This window comes from Buttiauxella warmboldiae (assembly GCF_003818135.1).
Taxonomy (GTDB): Bacteria; Pseudomonadota; Gammaproteobacteria; order Enterobacterales; family Enterobacteriaceae; genus Buttiauxella; species Buttiauxella warmboldiae.
In genome coordinates this window covers 27,556-44,262 of the sequence record NZ_RPOH01000021.1, presented here as the reverse complement: position 1 = coordinate 44,262, position 16,707 = coordinate 27,556, and the positions used below count along the sequence as shown (strand labels likewise).

15 protein-coding genes and 1 pseudogene are annotated in these 16,707 nt (G+C 46.7%); 5 read left to right on the top strand and 11 right to left on the bottom strand.

The window, feature by feature from the left end:
* Window positions 1–77: 77 nt before the first annotated feature.
* Window positions 78–905, bottom strand: a complete 828-nt coding sequence (locus EHN07_RS06300) for a phosphogluconate dehydrogenase C-terminal domain-containing protein (RefSeq protein ID WP_124023328.1) — start codon at window positions 903–905, stop codon at window positions 78–80.
* Window positions 906–1,044: 139 nt separating this feature from the next.
* Window positions 1,045–1,374, bottom strand: a complete 330-nt coding sequence (locus EHN07_RS06295; RefSeq protein WP_124023327.1) for a helix-turn-helix domain-containing protein — start codon at window positions 1,372–1,374, stop codon at window positions 1,045–1,047.
* A 310-nt stretch (window positions 1,375–1,684) separates the two neighbouring features.
* Between EHN07_RS06295 and EHN07_RS06290 the strand changes: the two genes are divergently transcribed.
* The 3 genes and pseudogenes from EHN07_RS06290 (at window position 1,685) to fic (ending at window position 3,677) form a co-directional block, all read left to right on the top strand.
* Entirely contained in the window at window positions 1,685–2,011 is a 327-nt protein-coding gene (locus EHN07_RS06290; RefSeq protein ID WP_124023326.1) for a helix-turn-helix domain-containing protein, read from the top strand.
* A gap of 145 nt (window positions 2,012–2,156) precedes the next feature.
* Window positions 2,157–2,384, top strand: a pseudogene (locus tag EHN07_RS20620) (hypothetical protein); the annotation flags it as partial.
* Between the two features lie 216 nt (window positions 2,385–2,600).
* The gene (gene fic, locus EHN07_RS06280; protein ID WP_124023325.1) at window positions 2,601–3,677 is read left to right on the top strand and encodes a protein adenylyltransferase Fic; all 1,077 of its coding nucleotides are present in this window, start codon (window positions 2,601–2,603) and stop codon (window positions 3,675–3,677) included.
* A gap of 232 nt (window positions 3,678–3,909) precedes the next feature.
* On the opposite strand, the gene EHN07_RS06275 is transcribed toward fic, so the two are convergent.
* The 9 genes from EHN07_RS06275 to araD all read right to left on the bottom strand — a co-directional run bounded on the left by EHN07_RS06275 (window position 3,910) and on the right by araD (window position 13,606).
* Window positions 3,910–4,503: a cyclic nucleotide-binding domain-containing protein gene (locus EHN07_RS06275; RefSeq protein ID WP_124023324.1), complete on the bottom strand. Its 594-nt coding sequence runs from the start codon at window positions 4,501–4,503 to the stop codon at window positions 3,910–3,912.
* A 43-nt stretch (window positions 4,504–4,546) separates the two neighbouring features.
* Window positions 4,547–5,137, bottom strand: a complete 591-nt coding sequence (locus EHN07_RS06270; protein ID WP_124023323.1) for a helix-turn-helix domain-containing protein — start codon at window positions 5,135–5,137, stop codon at window positions 4,547–4,549.
* A gap of 1,577 nt (window positions 5,138–6,714) precedes the next feature.
* Window positions 6,715–7,611 (bottom strand): sulfite exporter TauE/SafE family protein, encoded by an 897-nt coding sequence (locus tag EHN07_RS06265; protein WP_124023322.1) that lies wholly within the window; start codon window positions 7,609–7,611, stop codon window positions 6,715–6,717.
* Between the two features lie 12 nt (window positions 7,612–7,623).
* Window positions 7,624–8,391: an SDR family NAD(P)-dependent oxidoreductase gene (locus EHN07_RS06260; protein ID WP_124023321.1), complete on the bottom strand. Its 768-nt coding sequence runs from the start codon at window positions 8,389–8,391 to the stop codon at window positions 7,624–7,626.
* Window positions 8,392–8,414: 23 nt separating this feature from the next.
* Window positions 8,415–9,284 carry an NAD(P)-dependent oxidoreductase gene (locus EHN07_RS06255; protein ID WP_124023320.1) on the bottom strand — a complete coding sequence of 290 codons (870 nt, stop codon included), beginning with the start codon at window positions 9,282–9,284 and terminating at the stop codon, window positions 8,415–8,417.
* Window positions 9,281–10,159: an SMP-30/gluconolactonase/LRE family protein gene (locus EHN07_RS06250; RefSeq protein WP_124023430.1), complete on the bottom strand. Its 879-nt coding sequence runs from the start codon at window positions 10,157–10,159 to the stop codon at window positions 9,281–9,283. Before EHN07_RS06250 ends, EHN07_RS06255 begins: the two co-directional genes overlap by 4 nt.
* Window positions 10,152–11,048 (bottom strand): aldose 1-epimerase, encoded by an 897-nt coding sequence (locus tag EHN07_RS06245; RefSeq protein WP_124023319.1) that lies wholly within the window; start codon window positions 11,046–11,048, stop codon window positions 10,152–10,154. The genes EHN07_RS06250 and EHN07_RS06245 overlap by 8 nt, the downstream gene beginning before the upstream one ends.
* Window position 11,049: 1 nt before the next feature.
* Entirely contained in the window at window positions 11,050–11,841 is a 792-nt protein-coding gene (locus EHN07_RS06240) for an HpcH/HpaI aldolase family protein (protein WP_124023318.1), read from the bottom strand.
* Window positions 11,842–11,851: 10 nt separating this feature from the next.
* The gene (gene araD / locus EHN07_RS06235; RefSeq protein WP_124023317.1) at window positions 11,852–13,606 is read right to left on the bottom strand and encodes an L-arabinonate dehydratase; all 1,755 of its coding nucleotides are present in this window, start codon (window positions 13,604–13,606) and stop codon (window positions 11,852–11,854) included.
* 210 nt (window positions 13,607–13,816) lie between these two features.
* On the opposite strand from araD, the gene EHN07_RS06230 reads away from it, so the two are divergent.
* Complete coding sequence (locus EHN07_RS06230) at window positions 13,817–15,601, top strand: solute:sodium symporter family transporter (RefSeq protein ID WP_124023316.1); 1,785 nt, start codon at window positions 13,817–13,819, stop codon at window positions 15,599–15,601.
* Entirely contained in the window at window positions 15,567–16,595 is a 1,029-nt protein-coding gene (locus EHN07_RS06225; protein ID WP_124023315.1) for a LacI family DNA-binding transcriptional regulator, read from the top strand. Before EHN07_RS06230 ends, EHN07_RS06225 begins: the two co-directional genes overlap by 35 nt.
* The last annotated feature ends 112 nt before the right edge of the window (window positions 16,596–16,707 follow it).

Here is a 16,707-nt window from a genome sequence, read left to right as displayed (position 1 = left end):
TAATTATCTCACCATAAAAGGGACAATGCGTCAGTTATACCACCGCTGCGAACTCACTCTGGCAGTGGTCATTGAGTTTAGCTAATAATTTGTTTTACGCTTTCTTCAATTTCCTTTTTTGATAAAATATCCATCCAGCTTTCTTTTAATAGTTTATTTCGCGCATTTTCTACGGCTTTATTGGCAGCATCTGAAAATTGAATATCCAAATAACCAAAAATCACTGCAATCTGGATATTTAAGTGCCCCATCAGGAAATCGTGGATACATTTTCCATCAATGCCCTGCGCCACTAAATGATCCATCGCTTCCTTAATGCTGACCAGGAAAGTAGAAGAAATTGTTTCAACCAGGCCGGGTTCCAGTAACGCAAAATGCTCCACTGACACTCGGTGCGAGCGCGTCACCGGGCCATACATAACTTTAGCGATGCTTTCAGCCACAGGATAGATACTGTCATCCCCATGATACATGCAGTTGACGATGGGTTGTTTGGCATAGACTCCACCAAAGAAGTCATATTTTGCTTTTTCGTCTACCTCATCATTAATAACCGGCGGATGACAAGGGTGCGAAATAAATATGTTTATATCATTACGCAACTGTAATTTATTCGCATAGGCAACTGCAGGATCTAATACAAAAACAGTGGCTCCGGGCTTGAACGAAGGAATAAGGCTGTTACCTATCTGTGCCAGTAACGTATCAGGCACTGCAAGAATAACAAAATCAGACTCATTTATATTTTGAGCGGATTCAGTGGCTTCAACATGAAAACTGGACCATAAAGTTTCACGATTTTTTTGATTCAACTCGACATAATCAACGTTAAAGTTTGATTTTTTTAAGTTACGCGTCAGGCGCTGCCCCATTTTACCGCCGGCACCAAATAAAGTAATTTTCATAATTAAACCCCTAAAAAGTTGTTTAAGTAGTTTTCAAACTGAGTACGTGAGGCGTACTAATCTTTTGTTATATTTAAGTACAGACAGAATTGTGGTTTACATAAATAACCCTCCTTTCAGCACGATGTCATCCCCTGCCCTACGCTGGGAAAACCGTTCCGCGGGCAAGGCGTGAATGTTTCTCCGGAACGGGAAAATAAGTTGCTGGCACAACGAGTTTCATACCGGGCCACGGGTGTTTTGGCAGCCGATACTTTTCCTGCCTGGCATAACGGCTGGGCCAGATTTCTGCGGGATGAATATTCAGTGCGGTGGCAATCAGCCACTCGCCCTTAGGCCAGCGGCGTGAAAGCGCGTTCGCCAGCGTGGAAGAAGCCAGCCCCACCTCCCGTGAGACTGCCGCCATACTGGTACCGCACTTGTGCAGAGCGGCGATAATATCGGCTGGGTTCCAGTCTTGTTTAATCATTCCGTTTACCCCTTTAGACCTGGTCACTACGTTTTTTCGTAGCATCGAGGCCGTTAATAGACTACGAATATCGTAGTTATGAAAAAACGACTAAGGCCGCGAGATGTCTTCACTCAATGATTGAAAGAAGCCCGGCAGCGATTAGGGATTTCATAAGCTGCTGTAAGGAACGCTACAGCAGTTAACCACTCTGGGGCGAGCACTCGTCTTTATCGTTATGATAAAGGTATCTGAACTCTTCTCTATTCGCACTTTAATGCTACGTTAATCGTAGTATCTATGGCAAGCTAAAACTACGATTATCGTAGTTATGAAAACGACTAATCATTACAACGATATTTTTTGCCGACGCTTAAAACAGGCTCGGTTAGCGAGTGGGCTGTCTCAAAAACGTTTGGGGATCGCGGCAGGTATAGATGAGTTTGTTGCGAGTACACGCATCAATCGGTACGAAAAAGGAGTACATGAACCCAATGCTGAGATTATGCAGAAATTAGCAGAAGTTTTACGTGTTCCGTTGGCCTATTTTTACGCTGAAGATAATGATTTAGCTGAGTTAATGCTGATATTTTTTTCATTATCAGGTAGGCAGCGTGAGGAGTTAATGGATTATGCGAAGCACCGTGTAACTAGCTAAGAAAGCATCCTGGTTTGGCTCAATACTGTATTCATCCTTAAATTTTCATTGCAAAAAAAGTGTTTTGTTCAATCACCTGCCAGCCAGGTTCTCTGATAATGTTTCTCGCAATGGGGAGCTTTATGTCAGGGAACCTGCATCCAGTATTATTCAAACCTTAGCTAAAGATCGGGAAGCGTTGTACCTTCTGGTCTGGCGTGAACCTGCGGAACGTATCGCTTCTCTCTGTAATATCAGTATTGAAGGGTTGACCAAAAGGTGTGCTGAATTACGGATACCCAGACCGCTCGCCGGATGCTGGAAAGCGCTGGCGAAAGGGACTGCAACTGCGGTGCCACCTCTGCCTGCCTTAAAAAAAGGCAAAACGAGAAAAGTGGTGATGATGTTTTATGTGATAGCCTACGGTGAAAATCTTAGAACATATCGATAAAATGCATTTCTTTAAACATGTTGTCTGGATATGTTTACCGCATCGACACGTCCCAGGCATATGTCGATAAAACATGATTTTTTCAACATGGTGACGTGACATGTCTATGGCATCGACATATTATGGCTATATGTCGATTAAAACGGTTTTTATACACATATGAACTGGGATCCAGAAACCCCCTACAACGATTTGCCGATACTGCCGCCTGACCTGGAGCGCATTGAAACGCGCAGCGTACTTAAAGCATGCATAAGCGCACGCGCAGCAATCGCTGCGTTGAAAACTGCCGGTGAGTTGATCCCCGACCAGGGGTTGCTGATAAACATCCTTCCGATGCTGGAAGCGAAGGACTCATCGCGGATAGAGAATATCGTCACTACTAGCGATCAACTCTTTCAGTATGCTGACCGCGCAGATGGAGCAGATCCGGCTACTAAAGAAGCGCTGCGCTATCGTACAGCGCTTTATGATGGCTATACCCAGCTTAAGGACTATCCACTCTGTACAAACACAGCGGTGGCTATTTGCACCAAATTACGCGCAGTTCAAACTGATATCAGAAAAACGCCGGGCACGGTATTGCGTGATCAGAATAATAACGAGGTATATACACCACCGGTGGGTGCAGACTCCATTCGTAATTTACTGGCGAATTGGGAGCAGTTTATACACGGTGATGATGATTTAGATCCATTGGTAAAAATGGCGATTGCGCACTACCAGTTTGAGTGCATCCACCCGTTCCCGGATGGTAACGGAAGAACGGGCCGTATCCTGAATATTTTGTATCTGATCCAGAGCAAATTGCTCTCGCTACCTATCCTGTATCTGTCCCGCTTCATCCTGGAAAGACGCGATGATTACTACACGCTCCTGCGTAGGGTGACAGAAGATGGTGATTGGGAATCGTGGATATTATTTATGCTGGAGGCTGTGGAGAGTACGTCCCGATGGACTACTGATAAGATATCGATTGTGCGGGCATTAATGGCAGAAACCACAGAGTATGTACGCGAGAAGCTACCGAAAATCTACACTCATGAACTTGTCCAGGCGCTTTTTGCACAACCGTATTGTCGGATCGATAATCTTGTCGAACGTGGTGTGGCCAAGCGCCAGACGGCATCGACGTACCTCAAGCAGTTGGTCAAAATTGGCGTGTTGGAGGAAATGAGCGTTGGCCGTGAAAAGCTGTATATCAACACCAGGCTGCTACAGGAGTTGAATCAGTAGTGAATGGGTCCAGAAAACAAAAGGCAGGGTGGTCAGCGATCGATGTCATATGTAAACTGCCGCAGCTGACAGGCAAATTGACACCACCTTACGCAAATATTGAGCTGGAATGCCAACTTGTAAGACCACCTCCATCAGAGGTAGTCTTACAACGTTTTAATTTATTTAAATAAAATCTGAAATGATGCTGCCAATAAAGCTACCTGTTGCTGCATCTCTTATTTATAAAGGTTTATGCATTCATTCTTATTAAATGCCCTCGTTCAATTTCAATTTCACCGGCATGAACCAGTTTATTTACTATTTTATAAATCGTTCCCCGAGATATGGGGTACCGCTCCATAATAAATGAATAAATGGAAGTTTTATTTTTTTCAATCTCTTTCATATCATGAATTACTTTGAGGCTTTCATAAACAATTTGATCGGAGTTATTTGTTGTCATAATTGCGCTTCTGGAAAAGAAACTGCCCTTATGAAACGACATAACTTCTATAGCATGCTCCCATAAATCGGATTCGTTAAATATTCTATCGGCTTCATCTACGGAAACCACCGAAAATTCACAATCCGTATCACAGCGATAAAAGTCGGTGACCTTAGGTGCCCGCATGAGCGGTAGGCCAAGAATATAAGGAGCTGATAATGTAAATAATTTCACACCGTTATCAATGCGATAAACAGAGATGGTGCCTTTTTTGAGATACCTGATCCCTGTCGACGCGCTCCAGTTTATCCTTTGTTTCTTTTTCGCTGAACAAGAAACCGCTAATGCACTGGATGAAATAGCCTCACCCAATTTTTTTACAGATGTATTATATGACATACCTAATCCCCAGATAAAGCTAAAAGTCTTTCATCAGGATAAATTACTTTATTATCCCTCTATTAATTATTGTTTTTTCTAAACCTAGTTTTTTTATTTCATTATATATCGCGCTGCGTGACATGGTGCAGCGCGATAGAATAAAATTATATAATGATATGTTTTTTCTGGAACCTGGTGATAATTCGTTTATATAGTTTATACTTTCCAGTACGATATCCATCGCACTCTTTTTATTAAAAATACATTCTATTTTAGTATAATGATATAAGTGTGCAGAAATGATATTAAAAACAGCTCCCCACAGTTTTTTGTCGACAATAATTTTTCTTACATCTTCAAGTTTAATGGAGTGAATCTGGCAGGTAGTTTTCGTTACTACATAAAAACTTTCCTCTGGGTATTTCAGCGCTAACAAACCGATAATACAAGGAGCCTGAAACTCAACGATTAACAAATCGGTTTTCTTATTATAAATAGAAACCACACCCGAAGCTAAAAATGCCACAACGCCTAGTTCATATATATTAAGACTTTGACCCTTTTTTCTCTCAACGTACCATGAGTGATTAGATTTTTTTATTTCATCCTGTAATAAAAATGCTCCATTGCAGTAACATTCATTAACATTCATTACATTTCACCAGTATCGTATTTACAATATTTTCTATTAACAAGTTCAACAAGTAACTTTTATAAAATTGCATTCTTATAGTGGCGCTCAATAAACAACCGGGGCATGGCGAGTGTAAATCACAACGCCATGACCATTCATTGCCTTTCCATTATTAAAATACATATTTTTTCACGAAAATAAAGATTTTATTAATAATGACAAACTCTATTTTCAACAAAAAAAAGCAACTAAAAAAGGCAATGATAAGCATAAGTCATTGATAAAAATCATTTTAATTTCAAGAGATCAATTAACTCTTGTTGTCTGGAATATTCTTTTATAAACATTAAAGATATAAGTTTCATAGTTAATAATAACTATTGTTATTGGTTTTCAATGCTCACTTTTGATTGTTAGCACGGCACAAAACGCGGCTATATCTCGTTCATCTTTCCAACGAAGTGAACAAATTTAACATTTATTAATACCACCTGTTTATTGTTCATTATTTATAAAGCTCTTGCCACACTCACATAAACCTCATTACCACTTGATTTATATGGTAATAAAAAATTAATGGCGCATGACCTCTATCTTAATTAACATTAATTGTTACCTAATGGTTTACAATAAGTAACAATTGACGCCATTCTGGTTTCAAGCTTTAACTGGTTAATGCCCAGCAAGCGAAGGCCAGTATTAGTAAATTTGCTGGTAATAGTATCCCTGCACTTTCTGTAGGGGTAATGTGGGCCAGACCAGAACGGCAATACTGGCGGCCTTAACCAAAACCATTAAGCATCAATAAGGGGCTATAAATGAGCTGTATTTACTCGCTGAGGTTTTTATCTTTTATGCCATACTTTCTTTTATAGCATATCAACAAAACTGAAGGCCAAAAGAGGATATGTTGTGTCTGGCAGGTATATTTATAGAGGCCCGGAGAGGTACAGAAAACCTCTGCCCCTTGAGTAACCACCTTTAAAAATAGTTATATTGTAAAACATATAAGTATTAAATAGCCTTCTAACTTTTAAATCGGTGATAAATCAAACATGGCCGTAGGCATTATGCCGTTATCTCGAGTTAGCCGAGACATTTACAGTTAGGCTTCTGCATCATACTCACCGGCCAATGCAAAACATTGCCATAAGTAAACTCATTTATCCAAATCTTATCTCATCGAGGTGTTTAGTCGGTGCGATAATACTATTTCTAAATGACATCCGCCCCTGCTCCACCCCACCATTCTGATTACCGCTCTTTGAGAAGAGGAGCAAGAATGTCAAATAATCCCCAAAGCTCATCAACGCGCCATTGTAAGGTTCAGCTAAACCACAACAAATAAATCACTTATCAACCCACCAACCCTTCTATTACTCTAACGAAGGCCCCTGCGATGAACGCTTTTTTACCAGGTGATTTTTATTGTTTAAATGCAGAGAGTAACGATCGCAGTTGTAGGTTCGGGTCGGCTTACGTTTCACAGAATGTCTGACATATAGCAGCCTGATCATATTCTTCAGCAAAACCAGAGCGGTAAATACTATCAGTTGGTGCGAATCTCCTCCGAAGAAGAGATTCGCTTGATATTTTTATACTTTATCCACACTCGCTTTACGCAATTCTTCCTGAGCACGAATTGCCGCGACTTTCTTACCAAACAGTAACTGTGCCAGCAGCAGCACGATAAATACCGGGCCCAATACCATCAGTGCAGACAGACCTGTTGCTCCTTTTATCAACATCGCACCGGAGGCAATCAGCAAAATAAAGACCATAATACGGAATACGCTAACGGGAATACGTTTGTGAACATATTGCCCAACAATTGACCCCAGGATCATGGTTGGGATGCAGAACATCACCAGCTTGATGGTTGAAATCGTCAGGATCCCACCGGTGGCCAGCCCACCAATAATGGCAATGTTATTCGCCGTAAAGAACGCATTCAGTGTGCCACGGAATGCAGCTGGCCCAAGGTTACGCAGCATGCCGTAAATAACAACCGGTGGCCCGTTAGTTGAAAACGCAGCGCCTAATGCCCCTGCTACCGCCCCCATTGGCGCCGCAATCCAGCGTTTGTCATACACCGGCAAACGTGGAATAAACAGGCTGTAAAATGAGTACACGATCAGGAAGACACCGAGGCCCACTTTCATTATATGGTCAGGCAAATAGGACAGCGCATACAACCCGACCGGGATCCCCAACAGAGAAAAGGCAATCAGCACTGCGGCAGATTTCCAGTCAGTTTCTTTGCGTGAAAGCCAGGTGGCGTAAAGTGCCGTAGCGGTACCCACAATAACGGACATTGGCGCTGCCATCTTTACCGGCAGCAGCAAGGTAATCAGCGGCATGGTGGTCAACCCGCCGCCAAACCCGGCGCAAACTCCCACAAAGGTATACATGAACATCAGGGCGATAACGATAATCGCCGTGGATGTTTCCAGCTGCAAACCGTCGGGGGTAAAAAAGGTAAAGAATTCCATCGTTCTCTCCTTTTAGTTCAGGCTCAATCCGGCATCGACAACGAAATCCTGCCCCGTACAACCACAGGATTCGTCCGAACCTAAAAACAGCGCCAGGCGAGCACAATGAGAGCCATCAAGGCGAATTTTTAATGCCTGTAGCTCAACAAACTGATTGACCGCAGCGGGATCGAGTTTCGCCCACATAGCTTCCTGTTTTGGCGTCCGAATTGCGCCAGGCACCAGGCTGTTGACACGGATCCCACGAGCACCTAGTTCCTGAGCCAGCGTGCGGGTAAAACCATGAATCGCCGCTTTTGACAACGAATAGCAAACACGCCCAGGGCGGCCGCGCATCCAATTGATCGACCCCATATTGATGATGCTACCTGAACCTTTTTGCGTCATTCCCTCGATGACATATTGAATAGCAAACAGCTGGTGGCGCAGGTTCACGTTAATACGGTTGTTGAAATACTCTTCGGTGAGATCGTCAATTTTATGGTGATCGTCACTACCCGCATTGTTGACGAGAATGTCCACACTCCCCAGCTGGCTTGCGATCTCATCAAAGCAGCTTTTTAACATTGTAAGCTGGGTTACATCACAGAACAGGAACAGGCAGCCAAGCTCCTCAGCTAAACGCTTTCCGGCTTCACGGTCAAAATCAATAAATGCAACCTTCGCCCCCTGCGCAACATAGGCGCGAACCAGTTCTTCACCAATCCCACTGGCGCCACCGGTGATGGCGACAACTTTATCTTTTAATGAACCGTACTGAACATAATCTTGATAATTCATAATGTTATTCCCGTCACCCTGTATCAGTTTAGTGATTTTTGTTGTACGACTTTATAAGTGGCGCAGAAATCTTCGCCGCCCAGACCGGCAGCCAGTCCCTGCTCATAAACGGTTTTCACCAGTTCAACCCCCGGAAGATTAAGGCCAGATTCATCCAGCAGGGTTTTCATGATGCCCACGTCTTTAGCCATATTCTGTAAAGAGAATGCGGTACTGTAATCTTCGGCGATCAGGCTATTAATTTTGCTGGTGAGATAGAAATTGCTCGCGCCGCCATAGGAGATCGCCTGCTGGAAATCAGCTTTGTCGATCCCAAAATGATCGGCTGCAACCAACATTTCATTCACGGTATTCTGGATGCCGGCAACCTGCAGGTTATGCAGAACCTTCATCACCAGGCCGCTGCCGTTTTCGCCCATATAAATTTGATTGCAGCCCATCATCGCCAGGATGTGGCTGACTTTTTGATAGCTCTCGCGACAGCCACCGATATAAATACCCAGCTCGGCTTTAATCGCCGCCGGAACAGATTTCACCACCGGCGCATCCAGCATTGTTGCGCCCGTTTCAGCCACCTGGCGGGCCACAGCCTGTGAAACCGCAGGATCAATCGTCGACATATCAATCAGGATTTGTCCGTTACGCAGGAATGGCAGCATTTGGGCATAAACAGCCTGAACGTGTTCTGAACGTGGCACCATGGTGATGACAACATCAGCCGTCTGGGCAATTTCCTGTGCAGAACTGGCGGCTGTTGCGCCCGCTGAAACTAAAGAAACTACCGCATCAGGATTGAGGTCATACACCACCACCCTGCCATCAAATTTTGCTACGATATTTTTGGACATCGCTTCGCCCATCAGGCCAAGTCCGATAAAGCCGATAGTTTTCATTTTGTTGTCTCTTTAAATTTTGGTTTGGCAAGACCTGCAACTGAGACCTGCAGGGTAAATAATGAGCCGGAAAGAGGACGCTGCGCGAGTTCATCCGCGGTCATGTTTTCCCGGGTAGTCGTGATATAAAGGGTTTTCATGTCGTGCCCACCAAAACAGACCATCGTTGGGCAGCGCACAGGCAGCTTGTAGGTTTCTACAATCTCTCCTGCGGGCGAAATGCGAGCGATATGGTGGCCATCAAACATTGCCGTCCAGTAGTGGCCCTCAATATCCATCGCCGCGCCATCCGGGCGACCAGAACCCACCGGGAAGGTTTTAAATACCTGACGCACGCCAGGATTTCCTTCGCTATCCAATGCGGTACGATACATAACGTGATTCGGCGTATCAGTGGAATACATCCACTGTCGATCGCCGCTAAATGCCAGGCCGTTAGCTCCCAGAATGTCGCATTGCAACACCCGAACTTTAAGGGAAGCATCCACCCGGCAAAGTAAAGCACCATTAAAATCACGCGGAGCCCAGTAAGTGCCTGCATAGAAGCGCCCGTCCTGATCCACACCGCCGTCATTGAAGCGCGCAAGCGCAGGGTTATTCGGGTTATCACAGACTTTTTGCTGGATAGCCCCGCTGCCGTCCGTCAGATAAATACCGCTGCGCATCGCCACGATAAATCCGCCGCGTTCACGTAATGCAAAACAGCCGACTTCTTCATCGAAATGGAAAATCTGATGTTCACCCGTTAAAACGTGGTAGCAGTGGATCTGTTTTTCGAGAATATCCGTCCAGTAGAGGCTGCTTTCCGGCGCGCTCCAGGTTGGGCATTCAGGCAAGTGGCCGACGTAATCAAAAAGTACGCTCGGGTTATTCATCATCGGAAACCTCAATATGCATCGTGATAGACAGACTTTCGCCCGGCGCAAGCAGGTTCATCGCCTGGTCTTTACCGTCCACCGGGAATAAATGGATGGCATTGTTGATATGCGTGACCGGTTCGATAGCCACGAAGTTTTTCCCGGCTACAGGGGTGAAAAACACCGCATTACGCGCGTCAGGAGAAGAGACTCGCGCCTGAATTTTGCGCTGCGGCCAGCGCACAACGGCACTGCCACTCCATTGGGTAAAGCAGTTATCAACAGTGGCCGGAAGCGGGCGCCGAAACACCTCGTAATTCCAGCATTCAGGCGTCGTGACTTCACTGGCTGGCAGTGAATCGTCGTTATTCAGCCAGACTTTTTGAGCGATAAACTGCACTTCGCAGTCCGCCGCATTGGCAAAGTAAGGATGAAAACCTAAACCTGCGGGAACCGACTGCCCTGCAAGGTTGCTGATGCTCAGCGTAATTTGCAGGCCGCTATCCGTCAGAACAAAGACCTGAGTTGCCTTAAAGGGCCACGGCCAGTCTTCAAAAGAAGCTCCTTCTGCTGCGTGATGCAATGACAACGTCACCGTATCTGCCGTTTGTGCTGTCAGCTCCCACGCGCTTAACCAGCCATTCCCATGTAAGGGATGAGGATGGTCACCGAAGTTTTTCTTCAATGTGACCTGCTGCCCCTGAAAGAGGAAACGCCCTTGGGCAATCCGGTTGGAATAGGGCACCAGCGGAAAACACCCTGACAAGTTGGCCCGCAGCTCACCCTCTTCAGGTAACGGGCGCAAAATGTCATATCCACGCCAGCGTAATGCGGCAATCGCACCGCCAAGTTCCGGCGCGAGTACCAGGGTTAAATCCCCCTGGGATTGGCTGATAAGCGGAGTCACTTTAGTAGACCTCACCACCGGAAACGGTCAGTTTTTCACCACGAATGGCGGCCAGTTGCTCTTTGGCACGTGCCAGTAAATAGCTCATGTCAGAGCCGAGCGCGACAAAGCGGAAACCCATGCTCTGGTATTTGTTGGCGAGTTCAGGGTTGCCCCCAACGATCCCGCAAGGCACGCCCAGCGCTTTACACTTATCGATGCCTTCTTTGATTTTCGCCTGCACTTCAGGGTGTGAAGGGTTGCCCGGGTAGCCCATTGAGGCCGAAAGATCGCCTGGGCCAATAAACAGGCCACTCACACCTTCAATAGCCGCAATCTGCTCCAGATTTTCGATAGCTTCAGGGGTTTCGAGCTGCAGGATAAGGCATAAATCTTCACGCGCCTGGCGGATAAAATCAGGGTTGCTACCGTAACGTGACGCACGGTGTACGGCGGCAAAACCACGTTTACCCAGCGGCGGATAGTAAGCTGATTCCACCGCCCTTTTTGCATCTTCAACGGTGTTGATGAACGGCACCATTAGTGACGTTGCACCGCCATCAAGCGCACGCTTGATCAGCACGGTATCGTTCCATGCCAGACGGTACAGCGGCGTGGTGGTTGAGCTAACACCACGAATGGCACGGTCAATTCGTATTGCATCCAGCGTATCAACAGGAACATGTTCCTGATCCAATACCAGAAAATCAAAGCCCACTGTCGCCATAGCTTCAGCCACGGTATCGCTGCCCGTCATCATCCAGGTCCCCAGTAATACCGGACCGTGACCGATTGCTTCTTTAAACGGATTCATAATCATTTCCTTAGTAAATAGGAGGTTCCGGCACGTCGCTGCCGGACTGAAGAAAGTCGAAGTCACAGCCTTCATTGGCCTGCGTGACATGCTGTTGGTAAAGAGCGGCATAAGAACGGCCATAGACACGGTGTGTTGGCTGAAGATTTGCGCGACGAGCAGTTAACTCTTCATCGGAAACCAGCATATTTAACGTGCCAGCCGTAATATCTAATTCGATGATGTCGCCAGTTTTGACCAGTGCTAACGGCCCGCCAATCGCAGCTTCTGGAGCAACATGCAGAATACAGGTGCCATAATGCGTGCCAGACATGCGGGCATCAGAGATGCGCACCATATCGGTCACACCTTGCTGCAACAGATTTTTCGGAATCGGCAGATTGCCCCACTCCGGCATCCCCGGTGCGCCCACTGGCCCTGCGTTTCGCAAGATAAGTACCGTGTCTGCGGTGATGTCCAGGTCTGGGCGATCGATCTGTTCTGACAATGCCTGGTGGGTATCGAAAACAAGGGCCGGGCCACGATGCTGGCGCAGCTCAGGTTTTGCCGCAGAAGATTTCATTACCGCGCCATTCGGGCATAAATTGCCTTTAAGCACGGTCAGCGCGCAGCCTTGAGAAAGAGGCACAACAGGATTATCGAGACCACGAATAACGTTGTCGTCGTAGCATTCAGCCGTAGAGATCCACTGGCTAACAGACGTATTGAGCACACCCACCGCATCCTGTTTAAGGAAGTGTGAAATTTTCTTCAGCTGCGCCATCAGGCCACCGGCGAAGAAAAACTCTTCCATCAGCTGATCGCCTGATGGGAACAGGTTTGCCAGCACAGGCACTTCGCGGGCAACCGCTTCCATATCTTCAAGCGTCAGGGTAATGCCCGCCCGATTAGCCATAGCGATCAAATGAATAGCTGCGTTGGTTGAACCACCCAATGCCATATAGGCCACGATGCCATTATGGAAGTTGTCACGGGTCAGCCAGCGGGAAGGTTTATGGTCGTACCACACCATATCCACAATGGTTTTTCCGCATAGCGCCGCCATTTGCACATGGCGTGAATCTGCCGCAGGAATAGAGCTGGCTCCGGGAAGCATGAACCCCATAGCATCAGCAATGGATGTCATGGTCGAGGCCGTTCCCATCGTATTACAGGTACCAATGGAACGCGTCATCGCGCCTTCCAGCTCAACCCAGTCATGCTGCGTGATAGCGCCGGTACGCAGTTGATCCCAATATTTCTTGGTATGGGTGCCCGCACCGGTCTTTTGACCGCGCCATTTGCCGGAAGACATTGGCCCTGCCGGACAAAACAGCACCGGAATATCCATGGAAATTGCGCCCATCAGCAGCGCTGGCGTTGATTTATCACACCCCCCTAGCAGCACAGCTCCGTCAACCGGATGCTGACGCAGTAATTCTTCCGCTTCCATCGCTAAGAAATTGCGATAAAGCATGGTGGTCGGTTTAACCAATACTTCGCCCACTGACAGGGCTGGAAGTTCAACAGGAAAACCACCAGCAGCCCATACCGCACGCTTCACCGCTTCTGCTCGCTCACGCAGATGAGAATGACAGGGGCTCAGATCGCTCCAGGTATTGATGATGCCAATAACTGGTTTACCCATAAATTCGTCACGGCTGAATCCCATTTGTTGGCTACGCTGGCGGTGAGCAAAGGCGCGAATCGTATCGGGTGCATACCAACGCTGGCTGCGCAGCTGTGAAATTTCAAGTCGGTTAAGGCTGGTTTGGTTGAATGTCATGATCCTGACCTGTGTTCTGTAGTTGCCTTTACGGTATATTCGTAGCGCTACGATTAACAAGGTGCAGATAACCAATTTTGTGATCAACGTCTAATAAACACTACTTATTATGAGGTTTTCATAATCTTGTTCAAAATTTGCATATTTCCGAGTGCAAACCGATTAAAAGGCATGTGATAGTAAGTGAAACGTATTATCGGAGACACTTACATGGCCATGATCCTTGTGACTTTGTCGACTTTTTTTCTTTTTTTAATAATCGTAGCGCTATATTCATATCAGAAAACTAAAGGAATTTCGGAATCAGGTGTAGAAGGTTTTTTTCTGGCTGGACGAGGGCTATCCGGGTATTTCATTGCGGGTTCATTGTTACTCTCAAACTTGTCAGCTGAACAGCTGGTCGGGCTAAATGGCAATGCTTACAAGTTTGATATCAGCGGGATGGCGTGGGAAAGCACGGCGGCAGTCGCCACTATCGCCATGGCCATTTTCTTCTTGCCACGCTATCTGCGTCGCGGTATTACCACGATGCCGCAATTTCTTGAAGAGCGTTTTGACGTTAATACTCGCCGCATGGTGAGTATTATGCTGCTCATCGGTTATGCGATTATGGCAAACCCATGCAGCCTTTATCTTGGCTCCATTACGATGGATTCCATGTTCAGTTTTCATGACAGCCTGAATATTTCCTATCCCTGGGCAATTGCCATTTTGTCACTGGTGATGGGTATAGTGGGCGGGCTATATGCCACTGCCGGGGGCCTTAAAGCGGTAGCCGTTTCAGATACGATAAGCGGCGTCATCCTGCTGCTCGCAGCCCTGCTGATCCCGATTCTGGGGTTAGTGATGCTCGGTGACGGTTCGTTCCTGGCGGGCGCGAAAACGCTGCTCAGAAACAATCCTGCACAGCTCAACGCCATCGGAAGCAGCGGCTCGAGCGTTCCTTTCAGCACAATTTTTACCGGGATGTTGTGCGCTAATCTGTTCTACTGGTGTACAAACCAGATGATCATTCAGCGTACGCTGGGCGCAAAATCACTGGCGGAAAGTCAGAAAGGCGTATTGCTGGCAGGAGCCATTAAACTTCTGGTGCCTGTGGTCATGGTATTGCCAGGGCTTATTGCATTAAACCTGTTTGGCAATAATCTGACTCACGGAGATTTTGCTTATCCTATGTTGGTTAAAACCGTACTGCCCTGGTGGTTGATTGGGATGTTTGCGGCAGCAATTTTTGGCACAGTTATTAGCCATTTCAACTCTATTATTAACTCCAGCGCTACGCTCTTTGTTATCGATCTCTACGGCCCGCTTACGGGTTGTACGGATGAAAAGAAACTGGTGCGCGTAGGTAAAATCGCATCGATCGCCTTTTCGCTGGTGTCCATCGCCATTGCGCCGCTACTGCTCAATACGCCAAATGGAATATTCGACCTGATGCGCCGCTTCACCGGTTTTTACAGCATTCCGATAATCGCCATTATCCTGATTGGTTTCCTTAACCGTCAGGTTCCCGCGTCGGCGGCTAAATTCGCCCTCGTTTTCCATATCATCGCCTATAGCATTTATACCTTCTCAGGATTGGATAAGGTGTTACCCATTCATTACATCCATATGATGGGGATTTTATTCGTGGTAGAAATCTCTATCATGTTGATTATCGGTAAGATAAAACCACGTAAGGATTACCAGCCCGCTCTTCGTCCAGCGTCTATTCCAATGGAAAAATGGCGCTATGCAAATACCGCCAGTGTTATGATGCTCGCCACTCTGGTCAGTCTTTACGTCACTCTGTCACCGCTGGGTATTGCGAATACTGCAGGTATTCCAGACAGTTACCCGCTGCTGATTGCCGCAATCTGGTTCTTTGCAGTGATACTCATCAGCTGGCTGAAAAAACGTGATGGGCAGACGAAAAACAGAGCAACGCACATGGAACCGGAAACTAAAGTGAGTTATCACAATGCGTCAGAGATCACGACAAGCAGTAAAACTTGATGATGTTGCCAATCTGGCGAAGGTTTCACCTTCTACTGTTTCGCTTTTTGTCCGCTATCCCGAAAAGGTTTCGGTTAAAACAGGCAAGAAAATCCAGGCTGCTATCGATGAGCTCGGCTATGTTCACAATAAGATAGCGAGCCAGTTTACCGGTGGGCGCAGCAGCAGTATGGCGGTGATTGTCCCGTCTATTGCGAATATTATTTTCAGCCGGGTTATCCAGCAGATTGAGCGCACGGTCAGTGCCGCAGGCTATCAACTTTCGATAGCCTCCCATGACCATAGCCTGGATAAAGAAGAGGAACAGGTCAAAGCCATACTGCAATGGTCACCCGCCGTCATCGCCATCGCGGGTGCCGACCACAACCCTTCTACCGTGAAAATGCTACAAAACAGCGGAATACCCGTGGTTCAGATGTGGCAAATAGAAGGCAGCCATTTTCCCGCACAGGTGGGCAATGACCACACCCATGTCGGCTTTCAGGCGGCGCAATTTATGATTGAATCCGGGTGTAAAAAGCTGGCCTATTTTACCACGCGCTTTAAAGAAGATATTCGTGCCCAGAAACGCTATCAGGGGTTTACGGCGGCTCTGACAGCCACCGGCCTGCAACCCGTGGTGGTTGATATTCCACGTACCGACAACATTTATCAGGCCAGTCGCTCTTTGCTGATGAAAACACTGGTTAAAGAGCGCGGGCTCGACGGCATTTTTTGCTCCAGTGATGCGATTGCCAGTGCGCTGCTGATGGAAGCGTTCGATAAGCGGATTCAGGTTCCACAGCAGCTGAGTATTCTGGGTTTTGGCGATTTTCCTGCCAGCGCATTTCTGGCCCCTTACTCTCTATCAAGCGTCAATCTCAACGCAGACAACATGGCGGCCAAAACAGCCGAAATGATGCTAAAAATGAGTGAAGATAACGCCTATCAGGGAGAGATTGTCGATGTCGGTTTTGAAATTATTCCACGAGACAGCACCAACTTACCGTTCTGATCTTATGGTTTTGTCCGTTATTTAAATAAGCCGTCTGTTTACCAGCCGCGATGTCGTAAAAGGGAATTATTTCAATGCCTAATGGTGGGTGGCTAAACAACCACCCTGAACA

Excerpts from the sequence above, each read along its gene's own strand:
- EHN07_RS06300 (WP_124023328.1), bottom strand. The coding sequence starts at position 905 with ATGAAAATTACTTTATTTGGTGCCGGCGGTAAAATGGGGCAGCGCCTG.
- EHN07_RS06295 (WP_124023327.1), bottom strand. The coding sequence starts at position 1,374 with ATGATTAAACAAGACTGGAACCCAGCCGATATTATCGCCGCTCTGCAC.
- EHN07_RS06290 (WP_124023326.1), top strand. The coding sequence starts at position 1,685 with ATGAAAACGACTAATCATTACAACGATATTTTTTGCCGACGCTTAAAA.
- fic (WP_124023325.1), top strand. The coding sequence starts at position 2,601 with ATGAACTGGGATCCAGAAACCCCCTACAACGATTTGCCGATACTGCCG.
- EHN07_RS06275 (WP_124023324.1), bottom strand. The coding sequence starts at position 4,503 with ATGTCATATAATACATCTGTAAAAAAATTGGGTGAGGCTATTTCATCC.
- EHN07_RS06270 (WP_124023323.1), bottom strand. The coding sequence starts at position 5,137 with ATGAATGTTAATGAATGTTACTGCAATGGAGCATTTTTATTACAGGAT.
- EHN07_RS06265 (WP_124023322.1), bottom strand. The coding sequence starts at position 7,611 with ATGGAATTCTTTACCTTTTTTACCCCCGACGGTTTGCAGCTGGAAACA.
- EHN07_RS06260 (WP_124023321.1), bottom strand. The coding sequence starts at position 8,391 with ATGAATTATCAAGATTATGTTCAGTACGGTTCATTAAAAGATAAAGTT.
- EHN07_RS06255 (WP_124023320.1), bottom strand. The coding sequence starts at position 9,284 with ATGAAAACTATCGGCTTTATCGGACTTGGCCTGATGGGCGAAGCGATG.
- EHN07_RS06250 (WP_124023430.1), bottom strand. The coding sequence starts at position 10,159 with ATGAATAACCCGAGCGTACTTTTTGATTACGTCGGCCACTTGCCTGAA.
- EHN07_RS06240 (WP_124023318.1), bottom strand. The coding sequence starts at position 11,841 with ATGAATCCGTTTAAAGAAGCAATCGGTCACGGTCCGGTATTACTGGGG.
- araD (WP_124023317.1), bottom strand. The coding sequence starts at position 13,606 with ATGACATTCAACCAAACCAGCCTTAACCGACTTGAAATTTCACAGCTG.
- EHN07_RS06230 (WP_124023316.1), top strand. The coding sequence starts at position 13,817 with ATGGCCATGATCCTTGTGACTTTGTCGACTTTTTTTCTTTTTTTAATA.
- EHN07_RS06225 (WP_124023315.1), top strand. The coding sequence starts at position 15,567 with ATGCGTCAGAGATCACGACAAGCAGTAAAACTTGATGATGTTGCCAAT.